The organism is Zavarzinia marina (assembly GCF_021568905.1).
GTDB lineage: Bacteria > Pseudomonadota > Alphaproteobacteria > Zavarziniales > Zavarziniaceae > Zavarzinia > Zavarzinia marina.
On record NZ_JAKGSB010000008.1, the window covers coordinates 48,057 to 60,883 of the forward strand.

Annotated in this window: 15 protein-coding genes and 1 tRNA gene; 5 read left to right on the plus strand and 11 right to left on the minus strand. The window is 67.3% G+C overall.

Translation table 11 applies throughout. The features are described 5' to 3' along the window. Positions 1-17: 17 nt before the first annotated feature. Complete coding sequence (locus tag L2U69_RS17620) at positions 18-1,046, minus strand: sulfate ABC transporter substrate-binding protein (RefSeq protein ID WP_236108448.1); 1,029 nt, start codon at positions 1,044-1,046, stop codon at positions 18-20. Between the two features lie 143 nt (positions 1,047-1,189). On the opposite strand from L2U69_RS17620, the gene L2U69_RS17625 reads away from it, so the two are divergent. Together L2U69_RS17625 and L2U69_RS17630 are read left to right on the plus strand one after the other, a co-directional pair. Then, positions 1,190-1,780 (plus strand): TetR/AcrR family transcriptional regulator, encoded by a 591-nt coding sequence (locus L2U69_RS17625; RefSeq protein WP_236108449.1) that lies wholly within the window; start codon positions 1,190-1,192, stop codon positions 1,778-1,780. Beyond that, positions 1,777-2,232 carry a hypothetical protein gene (locus L2U69_RS17630; protein WP_236108450.1) on the plus strand — a complete coding sequence of 152 codons (456 nt, stop codon included), beginning with the start codon at positions 1,777-1,779 and terminating at the stop codon, positions 2,230-2,232. Before L2U69_RS17625 ends, L2U69_RS17630 begins: the two co-directional genes overlap by 4 nt. On the opposite strand, the gene L2U69_RS17635 is transcribed toward L2U69_RS17630, so the two are convergent. Both L2U69_RS17635 and L2U69_RS17640 read right to left on the minus strand, forming a co-directional pair. Beyond that, positions 2,229-2,654, minus strand: a complete 426-nt coding sequence (locus L2U69_RS17635) for an RrF2 family transcriptional regulator (RefSeq protein ID WP_236108451.1) — start codon at positions 2,652-2,654, stop codon at positions 2,229-2,231. The genes L2U69_RS17630 and L2U69_RS17635 overlap by 4 nt on opposite strands. 131 nt (positions 2,655-2,785) lie before the next feature. Next, complete coding sequence (locus L2U69_RS17640) at positions 2,786-2,962, minus strand: hypothetical protein (RefSeq protein ID WP_236108452.1); 177 nt, start codon at positions 2,960-2,962, stop codon at positions 2,786-2,788. 145 nt (positions 2,963-3,107) lie between these two features. On the opposite strand from L2U69_RS17640, the gene L2U69_RS17645 reads away from it, so the two are divergent. Both L2U69_RS17645 and bfr read left to right on the plus strand, forming a co-directional pair. Beyond that, positions 3,108-3,383, plus strand: coding sequence for a (2Fe-2S)-binding protein (locus L2U69_RS17645; protein ID WP_236108453.1), 276 nt, complete (start codon positions 3,108-3,110; stop codon positions 3,381-3,383). Positions 3,384-3,572: 189 nt separating this feature from the next. Beyond that, entirely contained in the window at positions 3,573-4,049 is a 477-nt protein-coding gene (bfr, locus tag L2U69_RS17650) for a bacterioferritin (protein WP_236108454.1), read from the plus strand. 149 nt (positions 4,050-4,198) lie between these two features. On the opposite strand, the gene L2U69_RS17655 is transcribed toward bfr, so the two are convergent. From L2U69_RS17655 to L2U69_RS17675, 5 genes are all read right to left on the minus strand, one after another. Then, positions 4,199-4,274 (minus strand) — tRNA-Lys (locus L2U69_RS17655). A gap of 93 nt (positions 4,275-4,367) precedes the next feature. After that, a complete protein-coding gene (gene mrdA / locus L2U69_RS17660; RefSeq protein ID WP_236108455.1) occupies positions 4,368-6,248 on the minus strand; it encodes a penicillin-binding protein 2 in 1,881 nt (626 codons plus the stop codon). Next, positions 6,245-6,769, minus strand: coding sequence for a rod shape-determining protein MreD (mreD, locus tag L2U69_RS17665; protein WP_236108456.1), 525 nt, complete (start codon positions 6,767-6,769; stop codon positions 6,245-6,247). Before mreD ends, mrdA begins: the two co-directional genes overlap by 4 nt. Positions 6,770-6,777: 8 nt before the next feature. Next, positions 6,778-7,755, minus strand: a complete 978-nt coding sequence (gene mreC / locus L2U69_RS17670; RefSeq protein WP_236108457.1) for a rod shape-determining protein MreC — start codon at positions 7,753-7,755, stop codon at positions 6,778-6,780. Positions 7,756-7,865: 110 nt separating this feature from the next. After that, positions 7,866-8,906, minus strand: a complete 1,041-nt coding sequence (locus L2U69_RS17675) for a rod shape-determining protein (RefSeq protein WP_236108458.1) — start codon at positions 8,904-8,906, stop codon at positions 7,866-7,868. Between the two features lie 253 nt (positions 8,907-9,159). On the opposite strand from L2U69_RS17675, the gene L2U69_RS17680 reads away from it, so the two are divergent. After that, positions 9,160-9,492 carry a hypothetical protein gene (locus tag L2U69_RS17680; RefSeq protein ID WP_236108459.1) on the plus strand — a complete coding sequence of 111 codons (333 nt, stop codon included), beginning with the start codon at positions 9,160-9,162 and terminating at the stop codon, positions 9,490-9,492. A gap of 30 nt (positions 9,493-9,522) precedes the next feature. On the opposite strand, the gene L2U69_RS17685 is transcribed toward L2U69_RS17680, so the two are convergent. The 3 genes from L2U69_RS17685 to ahpC form a co-directional block, all read right to left on the minus strand. Then, positions 9,523-9,933: a GFA family protein gene (locus L2U69_RS17685; RefSeq protein ID WP_236108460.1), complete on the minus strand. Its 411-nt coding sequence runs from the start codon at positions 9,931-9,933 to the stop codon at positions 9,523-9,525. A gap of 254 nt (positions 9,934-10,187) precedes the next feature. Further along, entirely contained in the window at positions 10,188-11,768 is a 1,581-nt protein-coding gene (gene ahpF / locus L2U69_RS17690) for an alkyl hydroperoxide reductase subunit F (protein ID WP_236108461.1), read from the minus strand. A 117-nt stretch (positions 11,769-11,885) separates the two neighbouring features. Then, complete coding sequence (gene ahpC / locus L2U69_RS17695) at positions 11,886-12,449, minus strand: alkyl hydroperoxide reductase subunit C (protein WP_236108462.1); 564 nt, start codon at positions 12,447-12,449, stop codon at positions 11,886-11,888. Positions 12,450-12,827 lie beyond the last annotated feature (378 nt).

Below are 12,827 nucleotides of genomic sequence, written 5' to 3' on the forward strand. Positions count from 1 at the left end.
AGCCCCCTCCTTCGCCGTCAGCGCGGCCGATAGATCTGGTCGAACACGCCGCCTTCGCCGAAATGCTCGGCCTGGGTCTTGCGCCAGCCGCCGAACATCGGATCGTCGATGGTCACGCGCTTCACGTCCGGAAAGGCGTCGGCGTAACGCGCCGCGACCTCGGGCAGGCGCGGTCGGTAATAGTTCTCGGCCGCGAGAGCCTGGGCCTCGGGCGTGTAGAGGCCGCGCAGATAGGCTTCCGCCAGCGCCCGCGTGCCGCGCGCCTCCACCACCTTGTCGACGACGGCGACCGGCGGCTCCGCCAGGATGGAGAGGGCGGGCACGACGATCTCGAAATCGCCCGGCCCCAGTTCCTTCAGGGCGAGAAAGGCCTCGTTCTCCCAGGCCAGCAGCACGTCGCCGATGCCGCGCTGGACGAAGGTCGTGGTCGCGCCGCGCGCCCCGGTGTCGAGCACCGGCACATTGCCGAACAGGCGCGCCAGGAAGGCGCGGGCGTCGGCCGCGCCGCCGCCGCCGGCGACGACATGGGCCCAGGCCGCCAGATAGTTCCACCGCGCCCCGCCCGAGGTCTTCGGGTTGGGGGTGACCACCTCGACGCCGTCGCGCGTCAGATCGTCCCATGAGGCGATACCCTTGGGATTACCCTTCCGCACCAGGAAGACGATGGTCGACGTATAGGGCGCGCTGTTGTCCGGCAGGCGGGACTGCCAGTCCTCGGCGATCAGGCCATGGTCGGCGATGGCGTCGATGTCGCTGGCGAGCGCCAGCGTGACCACATCCGCCTCCAGCCCGTCGATCACCGAGCGCGCCTGCTTGCCCGAGCCGCCGTGTGACATGCGGATGTCCAGGGCCGCCCCGCCCCCGGCGGCATGGCGTTCGGCGAAGAGCGCGTTGTAGGCGCGGTAGAATTCCCGTGTCGGATCGTATGAAACATTCTGGATTACGGTCGGGCCGGCCGCCGCCCGGGCGCCGGGCACGGCGAGCAGGGTTGCCGCCCCAAGCACGAAACCACCGAAACGCCGCCTCGAAATGCCGTTCGCGATCATGTCGTCCTCCGTCGTCGGCGTCTGCCGTATCGGAAATTAATCACGACTTGTTTTATCGCCTTTGTCAATCGGGAGATTCGAGGAATTGCGGCGGCGTCACCAAATCCCTTGTTTCAGAACAATCGTTCTGTTTCAATCACGCCATGCCGCGCACAAAATCCCATACCCCCCATTCCCTGGCGGACGACGCCCTGGCCGTGTTCTGGAACGCCGGTTTCGGCGCGACCTCGATGGACGATCTGGTACGGGCCACCGGAGTCAGCCGCCATGGCATCTATGGCGACTTCGGCGGCAAGCGGGCGCTGTTCCTCGCCTGCTTCGATCGCTATCAGGATCTCGTGGTCACGCCCGCCTTCGCCGCCGTGGAGCGGCCCGGCGCCGGCCTCGCGGAGATTTCCGCCTATTTCGAGCATCAGATCGGCGCCGCGGAGGCGCTGGGCCTGCCCGGCCCCGGCTGTTTCGTCGCCAATGCCGCGACCGAGGTCGCCCCCCATGACGCGGGCGTGCGCGAGAAGGTCGCGCAGCACAACGACCGCCTGCGCCGGGGCTTCGCCAATGCCCTGCGCGCGGGCGCCGGGCCGGCGCCGGACGACCGCATGATCGCCCGCCTCGCCGAAACGGCGCTGGTCTTCGCCACGGGCCTCTGGTCCCTCTCCCGCGTCGCGGACACGGCCGGCGGGCTTCGTCAGGCGGCCGCGGATTTCATCGCCGCACTCGAAAGGATGCTGTCATGACCGTCCAGGACATCATGCCGCCGGCCAGCGCGACGGCCTGGCGAGGGTTCCGCCTGGCCCTGATCCTCAATCTGCTCTGGATCAACGCCTCCGAAATCTTCCGCTATTTCGTCTTCGTCATGCCGATGATGCGCGACGCCTTCCCCATGGTGGACGGCGTCGCCCCCATGAATCTGCCGGTGTTCCTGGTCTGGGGCGCCTGGGACACGGTGCTCGTCGTCGCGGCCTGCGTGATCTGCTGGCTGGTGCTGGACCGCTTCGGGCCGAGCCTGCGCAACGCCCTGATCGCCGGCACCCTCGTCTGGGCCACGGCCTTCGTCATTCTGTGGCTCGGCCTGTTCAACATGGGCCTGGCCACCGGTGCCGTGATGGCCGTCGCCCTGCCGCTGGCGTGGATCGAGATGGCGGTCGCCGCCCTGATCGTGGGCTGGGCGATGCGGCGCCGGAACTAGGGGGTTTCGGCCGGCATCTGCAGGATGTCGGCGAGGGAGCGCACCTCCATGCTCGCCAGCATCGAATGATAGACGTCGGAGAACAGGCGCCGGACGGCGCAGCTGCCCTCGTCCGGGCAATCGTCGCAGGGCCGGTAGCTGTTGATCGACAGGCAAGGCACGGGGGCGATCGGCCCGTCGACGGCGCGCAGCACGGCGCCGACGGTGATTTCGGCCGGCGGCTTCAGCATGGCATAGCCGCCGGCGCGGCCCCGCCGGCTGGCGATGATGTCGCGCGCCTTCAGGTCGAGGAGGATGTGCTCGAGGAATTTGCGGGGGATGCCCGCCCGTTCGGCGATTTCCTCGATCGGCACGGTTTCGCCCGGGCGCTGGGCCAGGACGATGAGCGCCTTGAACGCGTATTTGGCCTTCTGCGAGATCATCGGCGATCTGCGGCGGCGAATCTGTCGATCATGCCCCGCAAGATAGGGGAAGCCGGCGCCGAAGCGGAAAGCCTATTTGACGAAGACCCGCTTTCGGCCGCGTCGAACCGGCCGTCGGCACGCGCGCCCGGTCAGGTGGTGGCGCGGCGATGGCCCTGGCGATCGGCCGGACCCGCGCCCGGCGCCCGCGCATCGCGCTCGCCCGCCGGGCCGGGCCCCTTGGCCGGCGCACCGTCCACCAGGCGGTCGAACTGGCGCAGCAGGGCGGCCAGGGAACCGAGGGTCGATGTCGACTGCCAGAGAAACATCCCGGGCTCCTTCGCTCGGGGCCGGCTGTTCGGAAGCCGGCCCGATCACTCGCAATTGAGAACCAATCGCATATTTCTCGACAATGCGCCGAAGCCGCGCTATATGCAAGTGCAAGCGCATCGCAACTGCATGCGCGACGGTGGGATGGAAGAAACAGGCGATCGCGGCATGTATGTCTGCAACTGCAACGGCTTGAACGAACGCATGGTCGATCAGGCGATCGCCGACGGGGCGCGCAGTGCGGCGGAAGTCTTCCGCGAGCACGAATGCCGCCCGCTCTGCGGCCGTTGCGTGGGCGAGGTCCGCACCAGGATCAACGCCTGCCGCCATCGGGACGCCTGCGGCTCCCAGCCTGCCTGCGGGAAGAAACCCGCCGTATCCACGCCGGTCCATGAACATTTCCTCATGGCCGCGGAGTGATACGAAAAGCTGATTGACGTCTCCGGCGGCCGGAAACCCACCGGTGCCGGTATGTGCTTCTGTTTCCGCTTGTGCCATGATCGGCGCAAAGCGGCACTTTGTCGTGCCTGCACAACTGCATATACGCACGATTGAGTGCACGCACGATCGTGCCTGCATGCCCTTCGGGGCCGGAACGGAGTGAATCGGATGAAAGGCGACCGCAACGTCATCAAGGTCATGAACGAAGTCCTGACCAATGAACTGACGGCGATCAATCAGTACTTCCTGCACGCCAGGATCTACGAGAACTGGGGTTTCGAGCGGCTCGCCAAGCACGAGTACGACGAATCGATCGAGGAGATGAATCACGCCGACAAGCTGATCAAGCGTGTGCTGCTGCTCGAAGGCCTGCCCAACCTGCAGGACCTGCACAAGCTCGCCATCGGCGAGACCGTGCCGGAGGGGCTGGCCGCCGATCTCGGCGTCGAGCGCCGGGGTCACGAGGTGCTGGTGCGCGGCATCCTGATCTGCGAGGAAGCGCGCGATTTCGTCTCGCGCGAGATCCTGCGCGAGATCCTGGACGATACCGAGGAGCACATCGACTTTCTCGAGACCCAGATCGAACTGGTCGAGAAGGTCGGCATCCACAACTACCTGCAGACCCAGATCGGCGAGGCGAGCTGACCGCGCCGGCCGGCCCGCCGCGGACGGCGGCGGGCGGGTCGTGAGACCTTACGGGTGCTGATGGAAAAAGCGGCGGGGCCCAGACGAGGGAAAGCCCCGCAAGTCCAAGAAACCTCCCGGAATTCAAGGACTTGCGGGGCTACGTAAACTGGTGGGCCGTAAAGGATTCGAACCTTTGACCTAGTGATTAAGAGTCACCCGCTCTACCAACTGAGCTAACGGCCCCCGCGCCTCACCGACGCGAGGCCGGGCTTGTACCAAGCATCCGCCACCTTGTCGAGGGTTGATTTCAAAAAAATTTCCGGCCCGGCCCGATTCCTAGCCCGGCTTCCGCGCCCCGCCGGCGGCGGGCGGCGCGGCCTCGGCGGTACGCGCCAGGGGATCGAGGCGCATCGCCTCGCGCAGGATGTCGGAGGCGACGGGCGCCGCGGCGGAGGAACCGCCGCCGCCGTGCTCGATGATCACGGCGCAGGCATAGCGTGGGTTCTCCACGGGGCCGTAGCCGACGAAGAGCGCATGGTGACGCTCGCGCCACGGCCGGTCCTCCTGGCGGCGGCGCACGCCGGACAGCCGCTCGGCGCGGCTGATGCGCACCACCTGGCTGGTGCCGGTCTTGCCCCCGATCTGCATGCCGGGTTCCGTGATGCGCGAGCGAAAGGCCGTGCCCGAGGGCGCGTTCATGACCCGGTTCATGCCCCTGCCCACGAGATCCAGCCATTGCTTGTCGACGTCGATCAGGGGGGCGGCCTCGGCCCTGCCGGCCGGCAGCTTGGCGAGACGCGGCTCGACCGCGCGGCCGCCGTTGACGAGGCGCGCGGTCATGGTCGCGAGCTGCAGCGGCGTCGCCAGGACATAGCCCTGGCCGATGCCGGCGATCACCGTCTCGCCCTGCAGCCAGGGTTTCTTCAGGGCGCGCTGCTTCCAGTCCTTGTCGGGGATCAGGCCCGGCTTCTCGTTCGGCAGCTCGATGCCCAGCTTCTCGCCGAGGCCGAACTTGCGGGCGAAGACCGACAGCCGCTCGATGCCGAGCTTGCGCGCCACGTCGTAGAAGAAGCAGTCGCAGGATTGTTCCAGCGCAGACTGTACGTCCATCCAGCCGTGGCCGCCGCGCTTCCAGCAGTAGAACGTATGAGTGCCGAGCTTCATGTGGCCGGGACAGAAGACCGTGTAACCCGGCTGGATCACGCCGGCGTCGAGAGCGGCGAGGCCGACCACCATCTTGAAGGTGGAACCGGGCGGATATTGTCCGGCGATCGGCTTGTTGATCAGGGGGCTGCGCTCGCTGTTCTGCAGGGCGTTCCATTCGGCCTTGGAGAGGCCGAGGTTGAACGGCGTCGGATCGAAGCCCGGCGTCGACACCAGGGTCAGGATCTCGCCCGAATGGACGTCCATGACGACGGCGGCGCCGCTCTCCTCGCCCATGCGCTGGTGGGCATAGCGCTGCAGTTCGAGATCGAGGGCGAGGACGACGTCCGCCCCCGGCTGGCCCTCGTCGCGCGACAGTTCGCGGATCATGCGGCCCAGCGCGTTCACCTCCATCTGCGAGGTGCCGGCCTTGCCGCGCAATTCGGTATCGAAGGTCCGCTCCACCCCGTTCTTGCCGATCTTGAAGCCGGGCAGCTGCAGCACCGGATCGTCGGCCTTGGCGAGGTCGCGTTCCGAGACCGACGCGACATAGCCGATGACATGGGCCAGTTCGGCGCCGTAAGGGTAGTAGCGGGTCTCGCCGACGTCCGGCTGGATGCCCGGCAGTTCCGGGCTGTGGACGTTGATGGCCGCGAATTCCTCCCACGTCAGGTTCTCGAGCACGGTGATCGGCATGAAGGCGCGCACGCGCCCCATCTCGCGCCGGATGCGGCGCAATTGGTGCTCGGAGATCGGGACGATGGCATTGAGCCCGGTCAGGGTGGCGTCGACGTCGTCCGACTGCTCCTGGATCAGCACGACGCGGAAATTCTGCCGCCCGGTCGCCAGTTCGTTGCCGAAACGGTCCAGGATGCGCCCGCGCGACGGCGCGATCAGGCGCAGGTTGATGCGGTTGTCCTCCGCCAGGGTCTGATAGCGCTCGCCCTCGAGGACCTGGAGCTGATACATGCGCCCGGCCAGCACGCCGAGCAGGCCGAGCTGGCCGCCCGCCAGCAGGAGGGCCCGGCGGGTGAACAGCTTGGCGCGGAGGTTCTCGTTCTTCTCGTTGCTCATCGGAACGCCTCCAGCGACTTCAGACCGCGCACGATCTGGCCGAACAGCCAGCTCACCACCGGATAGAGGGTGACCGACAGCAGCACCTGGCCGAGGAAGGGCCGCACCTCCAGCAGGAGGCCGGCATGGATCGAACCGAGCAGCCAGCCCGCCGCCGTCGCCAGCACCGCAACCATGCCGAAGCCGAGCCAGGCGATGGTGAAGGTGCGCGCGGTGAAGACCCGGCGCTCGTGCGCGACGAATTGCTGGACCCCCAGCAGGATCAGCGTGCCGAGGCCGATCGGCGCGCCGGACAGCGTATCCTGCAGGAGGCCGATGATGAAGACCGCCGGCGGCGGCAGCAGGGCGGGTTGAAAGATGGTCCAGAAATAGACCAGCATCAGGGTCAGCGCCGGCCCGGCGGCGTCGATCGCGCTGATGCCCGACGGCGCGACGCCGACCAGGACGCACAGCAGGCCCACCAGCGGCGGCACCAGCAGCACCAGATTGGCGAGGAGGCGACGGGGCCAGGATTCCGTCATGGCGCCCCCTATTGCGCGGCCGGCGCGGGTTTGGCGGCGGGCGCCGGCGGCTGGGCGCCGGCGCCGTCCTGGGCCCCTGCATCGCCGTTCGCGGCCGGCGCGGCGCCACTGGTGCCCGAAACCGCGCCCGACGACGTATTCAGGGCCGGCGTGTTCAGGGCCGGCAGCGGCGGGCCGATCGGCGGCTGCGGATCCGGCACCGGGTCCGGCTCGGCGTCGTAATCGACGATCTTGACGAAATCCAGGGTCTCGAAGCGCACCCAGGGCCGTACCCTGACGACGCCGTTGGTCACCGCCTCGACCGCGCCGATGGGCAGGCCCGGCGGGAACATGCCGCCGATGCCCGAGGTCACCACCCGGTCGCCCGGGTGGACCCGCACCACGCCCGGCAGATAGGACAGCCGCGGCAGGCTGGAATTGTCGCCCTCGAGGACGCCGCGCGCGCCGACGCCTTCAAGCGCCACCGGCACCCGGCTGTTGAGATCGGTCAGCAGCAGCAGTCGGGCCGAACGCCGTCCGGTCGCCAGCACCCTTCCGACCACGCCACTGCCCGACAGGCCGATCTGGCCCGCGCGGACGCCATTGTCGGCGCCGGCATCGACCACCACCGAGCGGGCGAAGGGCCCGCCGCTTTCGGCGACGATGCGGGTGGTGACGAAGCGGGCCCGTGGCTCGCTGCGGACATGGAGCAGATCGCGATAGGCCGCGTTCTCGACCGCGAGGCGCCGCGCCGTCGACGCCCAGGCGCGCAGTCTCTCGTTCTCTTCATGCAGGGCCTGGTTCTCGGCATAGAGGTTGAACCAGGAATCGACGGCGGCGACGCCCTTCTTGATGCTGCCGATGGGCTGCGCCACGGCGTCCAGCACGGGCGCCATCAGATCGACGACGACGGCGCGGCCGCGTTCGATCAGCACCGAATCGAGCTTGCCGAGAATGATCAGGCCGACCGACAGCATCAGCAGCGCCGCGAAGGCAAACCGCTGCATCAGCACCTTGAAAGGTGCGGAGAAGCTGTTGAGTCGTGGTTGCGGCTGGCGCAAGACCAAACCCCTGGGGGATGCGAATCTATCCCCGAATGCCTGTGGATGATTTCAAATTAGTAAGCCTGCGTCAGTACATGGCGCAAGCTCTTCATGTCCTCGAGCGCGCGACCGGTGCCCTTGGCGACGCAGGTCAGCGGATCGTCGGCGATGGAGACCGGCAGGCCGGTCGCATGGCGCAGCACGAGATCGAGGTTGCCGAGCAGCGCGCCGCCGCCCGTCAGCACGATGCCCTTGTCGACGATGTCGGAGGCGAGTTCGGGCGCCGTATGCTCCAGCGCGACCTTCACCGCCTCGACGATGGCCGAGACCGGCTCGGCCAGGCTTTCGGCGATCTGGCGCTGGCTGATGATCAGTTCCTTGGGCACGCCGTTCATCAGGTCGCGGCCCTTGATCTCCAGCGTCATGCCGTGGCCGTCCTCCGGCGGGCAGGCGGAACCGATCTCCTTCTTGATGCGCTCGGCGCTGGCTTCGCCCACCAGGAGATTATGGTTGCGGCGGATATAGGCGATGATCGCCTCGTCCATCTTGTCGCCGCCGACGCGGACCGAGCGCGAATAGACGATGCCGCCGAGCGACAGCACGGCCACCTCGGTGGTGCCGCCGCCGATGTCGACGACCATGGAGCCGGTCGGCTCGGTCACCGGCAGATTGGCGCCGATCGCCGCCGCCATCGGTTCCTCGATCAGATAGACCTTCCGGGCACCCGCCGATTCGGCCGATTCCTGAATGGCGCGGCGCTCGACGGCGGTGGAGCCGGAGGGCACGCAGACCACGATCTGGGGCGAGGCGAAGGAGCGGCGGTTGTGAACCTTGCGGATGAAATGCTTGATCATTTCCTCCGCCACCTCGAAGTCGGCGATGACGCCGTCGCGCAGCGGTCGGATCGCCTCGATGTTGCCGGGGGTGCGCCCCAGCATCATCTTCGCCTCGTCACCGACGGCGAGGACCTGCTTCTTGCCGCGGTTGCTGACCATCGCGACGACGGACGGTTCGTTGAGGACGATGCCACGGCCCTTCACGTGAACGAGCGTATTGGCGGTACCAAGGTCGATAGCCATGTCGGCGGACAGAACGCCGAGCATCTTCGAGAACATCGAGTGCGCACTCCGGGTGTGGGGCGGGCAACGTCGCTTCGGCCCGCCGCCTAGCTTGCGACCTTCTTTAAAGATTCATCCGTCGCGGCTCAATGTGGAATCTGCATGGCCGGATCGCGGGGCCGTCCGGCGCCCGGCGCCCGGACGCGGGGTATCCGGGCGCGGCGGTTCCCCCGATCGCCAATTGCCTTCACGAGATCGACACGCGAATATGGTTCGTCGCCGGTCGCCGGCCAAAGCCGAGAAACGGGACATGCCCAGGGAAACGCGAAGCCTCTTCTTCTCGCCGCATGAAATCGTCGCCGCGGTCGCCGATTTCCATCTGCGCCGAAAGATGCCGATCCCCAAGGGCAAGATCGTCTCCATGTCGTTCAGCGCGCCGCCGGACATCGAGGCCACCTTCCAGATCCTGGCCGAAGGCGAGACGGTGCCGGCGCGCTTCGTCCTGAAGGGCGAGACCCTGGCGGCCGCGCTCGTCTTCTATTGCATCAATCGCAGCATTCCGATGCCCGCGCTGTCGCGCAAGCAACTGCGCAAGGCCGACGACGGGCTGGAGCTGGTCATTTCCAACATGCGCGCGCATTGACCCCGCGGCCGGGGCGGCCGGCGCCCCGGCTCAGCCCGGCAGGGCGCGGGGCACGGCCGCGAGACCGGGGAAGCGGGGCAGCCAGCTTTCGGCGCTCTCGCAATAGATCTCGATGCTCGGCGAAAGCCAGCTCGTGTCGTCGAAGGTGCCGGCCTTGATGATGGTCATGCCCGGCAGGGACGCGGCCAGCGTGATGACCGGCGAACCGCATTCGGGGCAGAATTCGCGCAGGATCTCGTGCCCGCTCTCGCCCCTGTCGTGAAAGGCCTTCAGCGTTCCCTCGACCGTGACGCCGTCTGCCGGCACTAGGACGGCGAGGGAAAACGAGGTGCCCGTCGATTTCTGGCAATGGGTGCAATGGCACACGACCGTCGCCACCGGTTCGCCCGTCATCTCGTAGCGCACCTTGCCGCAGAGGCAACCGCCCTTATACGCACTCATTTCCGATCCTCCCTTGGATGCCGGCGGATGATTGTCCTTGCCGCCCCGGACCGGTCGAGTTCAGGACCTGGTCCCGGCCCTGTCAATTGCCGATATGAGCGCCCGCGCGGCCGCCGATTGACGAAATGGTGAGATCGGGACCATCCCATGGTCTCCGTTCGGCGGCGCGCGGACGAGAAAAGGCCGCCGGTCGCCCGGCGGCCTTCTGGCGCCTCCCGGATTGGGGGGAGGGAGGCGCCGGGGGACTCGCGCCCTTACTCCGCCGCTTCCGCCTGAGCGGCCGGGGCCGAGGCGCGGATCAGGTGGTCGAAGGCGCCCAGCGACGCCTTGGCGCCCTCGCCCATGGCGATGACGATCTGCTTGTAGGGCACGGTGGTCACGTCGCCGGCGGCGAAGACCCCGGGCACCGAGGTCTGGCCCCGGGCATCGACCACGATCTCGCCGCGCGGCGACAGTTCCACCGGGCCGCCCTTCAGCCATTCGGTGTTGGGCACCAGGCCGATCTGGACGAAGATGCCCTCCAGCTCCAGCGTGTGAGCCTCGCCGGTCTTGCGGTCCTTGTAGGCAAGGCCCGTCACCTTGTTGCCGTCGCCCAGCACTTCCGTGGTCTGGGCTTCCATGACGATGGTGACGTTGGGCAGGCTCTTCAGCTTGCGCACGAGGACGGCGTCGGCGCGCAGCACGTCCATGAACTCGAACACGGTGACATGGGCGACGATGCCGGCGAGGTCGATCGCCGCCTCGATGCCGGAATTGCCGCCGCCGATCACGGCGACCCGCTTGCCCTTGAACAGGGGGCCGTCACAATGCGGGCAATAGGCGACGCCCTTGGTGCGATATTCCTTCTCGCCCGGCACGCCCATCTCGCGCCAGCGCGCGCCGGTCGCCAAGATCACGGATCTGGAACGGAGCCTGGCGCCCGATTCCAGCTCGACCTCGACCAGGTCGCCGGGCACCAGGGCCTTGGCACGCTGAAGGTTCATGATGTCCACGTCATAGGACTTCACGTGTTCCTCGAGCTCTGCGGCGAGGCGCGGTCCCTCGGTCTCCTGGACCGAGATGAAGTTCTCGATGCCCATGGTGTCGAGCACCTGACCGCCGAAGCGCTCGGCCACCACGCCGGTGCGGATGCCCTTGCGCGCGGCATAGATCGCCGCCGCGGCGCCGGCCGGGCCGCCGCCGACGACGAGGACGTCGAAGGCGTCCTTGGCGTTGATCTTCTCGGCCGCCCGCTTCTCGGCGCCGGTGTCGAGCTTGGCCAGGATCTCGGCCACTTCCATGCGGCCCTGGCCGAAGACCTCGCCGTTCAGGAACACGGTGGGCACGGCCATGATCTGCAGGCGCTCGACCTCCTCGCGGAACAGGGAGCCGTCGATCATCTCGTGGCGGATGCGCGGGTTCAGCACCGCCATCATGTTCAGCGCCTGCACCACGTCGGGGCAGTTCTGGCACGACAGCGAGATATAGGTGCGGAAGCTGTAGTCGCCCTCCAGCGCCTTGATCTGCTCGATCACGTCGGCGTCCACCTTGGGCGGATAGCCGCCGGTCTGCAGCAGCGCGAGAACGAGGGAGGTGAATTCATGGCCCATGGGCAGGCCGGAGAAACGGATGCCCACCGTGCCGTTCGGCCGGTTCAGGCTGAAGGACGGCTTGCGCACGTCGGCATCGTTGTCCTCGCGAAGGCTGACCAGGGACGAAACGTCCAGGATGTCCTCGAGGAGCGCGCGCATCTGGCGCGCGGTGTCGCTGTCGTCAAGGGAGGCCACGATCTCGATCGGCGACGTGGCCCGTTCCATATAGCCCTTCAACTGGGCCTTGAGATTGGCGTCCAACATGACGGTACACTTTCATTCGACACGGGCGCGACGGCGCCCTGCGGGCTGGCGGCGCGACGGCGCCCTGCGGGGGTGGCACCCGGGGCGGATTCCCCGGGCGCCGAAGGGATCGCCCGATCAGATCTTGCCGACGAGCGCGAGCGAGGGCTTCAGGGTCTCTTCGCCCGGGGTCCACTTCGCGGGGCAGACTTCGCCCGGGTGCGCGGCGACATACTGGGCCGCCTTGACCTTGCGCAGCAGTTCCTTGGCGTCGCGGCCGATGCCGTTGTCGTGCACTTCGATGATCTTGATCTGGCCTTCCGGATTGATCACGAAGGTGCCGCGATAGGCGAGGCCCTCTTCCTCGATCAGCACCTCGAAGGCGCGCGAGATGGCGAGGGTCGGGTCGGCCAGCATCGGATACTCGATCTTGGCGATCGTCTCCGAGGTGTCGTGCCAGGCCTTGTGGGTGAAGTGGGTGTCGGTCGAGACGGAATAGATCTCGACGCCCAGCTTCTTGAATTCCTCGTAATTGTCGGCCAGGTCGCCCAGCTCGGTCGGGCAGACGAAGGTGAAGTCGGCCGGATAGAAGACGAAGACCGACCACTTGCCCTTCAGGTCTTCCTCGGTCACTTCGACAAACTTGCCGGCGTGGTAGGCCTGGGCCTTGAACGGCTTCACTTCAGTGTTGATGAGAGACATCTGTCTTTCCTTCTCGGGTTGACGCAAAGCATACGAAGCACGGACGTGACACACGCAACACGGGCCCGGATGCCGCGGGGTGAACTCACCTAACCGCCTGACTGCGGAGATAAATTGGCAGTCAGATTAGAATTATTCAAGTCCCTCCCGAGCAGGAAGTTCCGATCTGGCGATCAGCTCACCCGATCACCCGGGACTCTCTCTCCACAGTATGGGACGGGCGCCGTCGCACGCTCATTGCGGCAGATCAAGCCTGCCTCGCGCTTGCGGTTTTTCTGCGACTTCGACGCATCGCAGGCGTAGACTCGGGGCCGCGGGTCGCGGCTTGATCGTGGCGACCGGCCCGGGTTTTCGTCCCCGCCCGATGGTCCGGCGGGG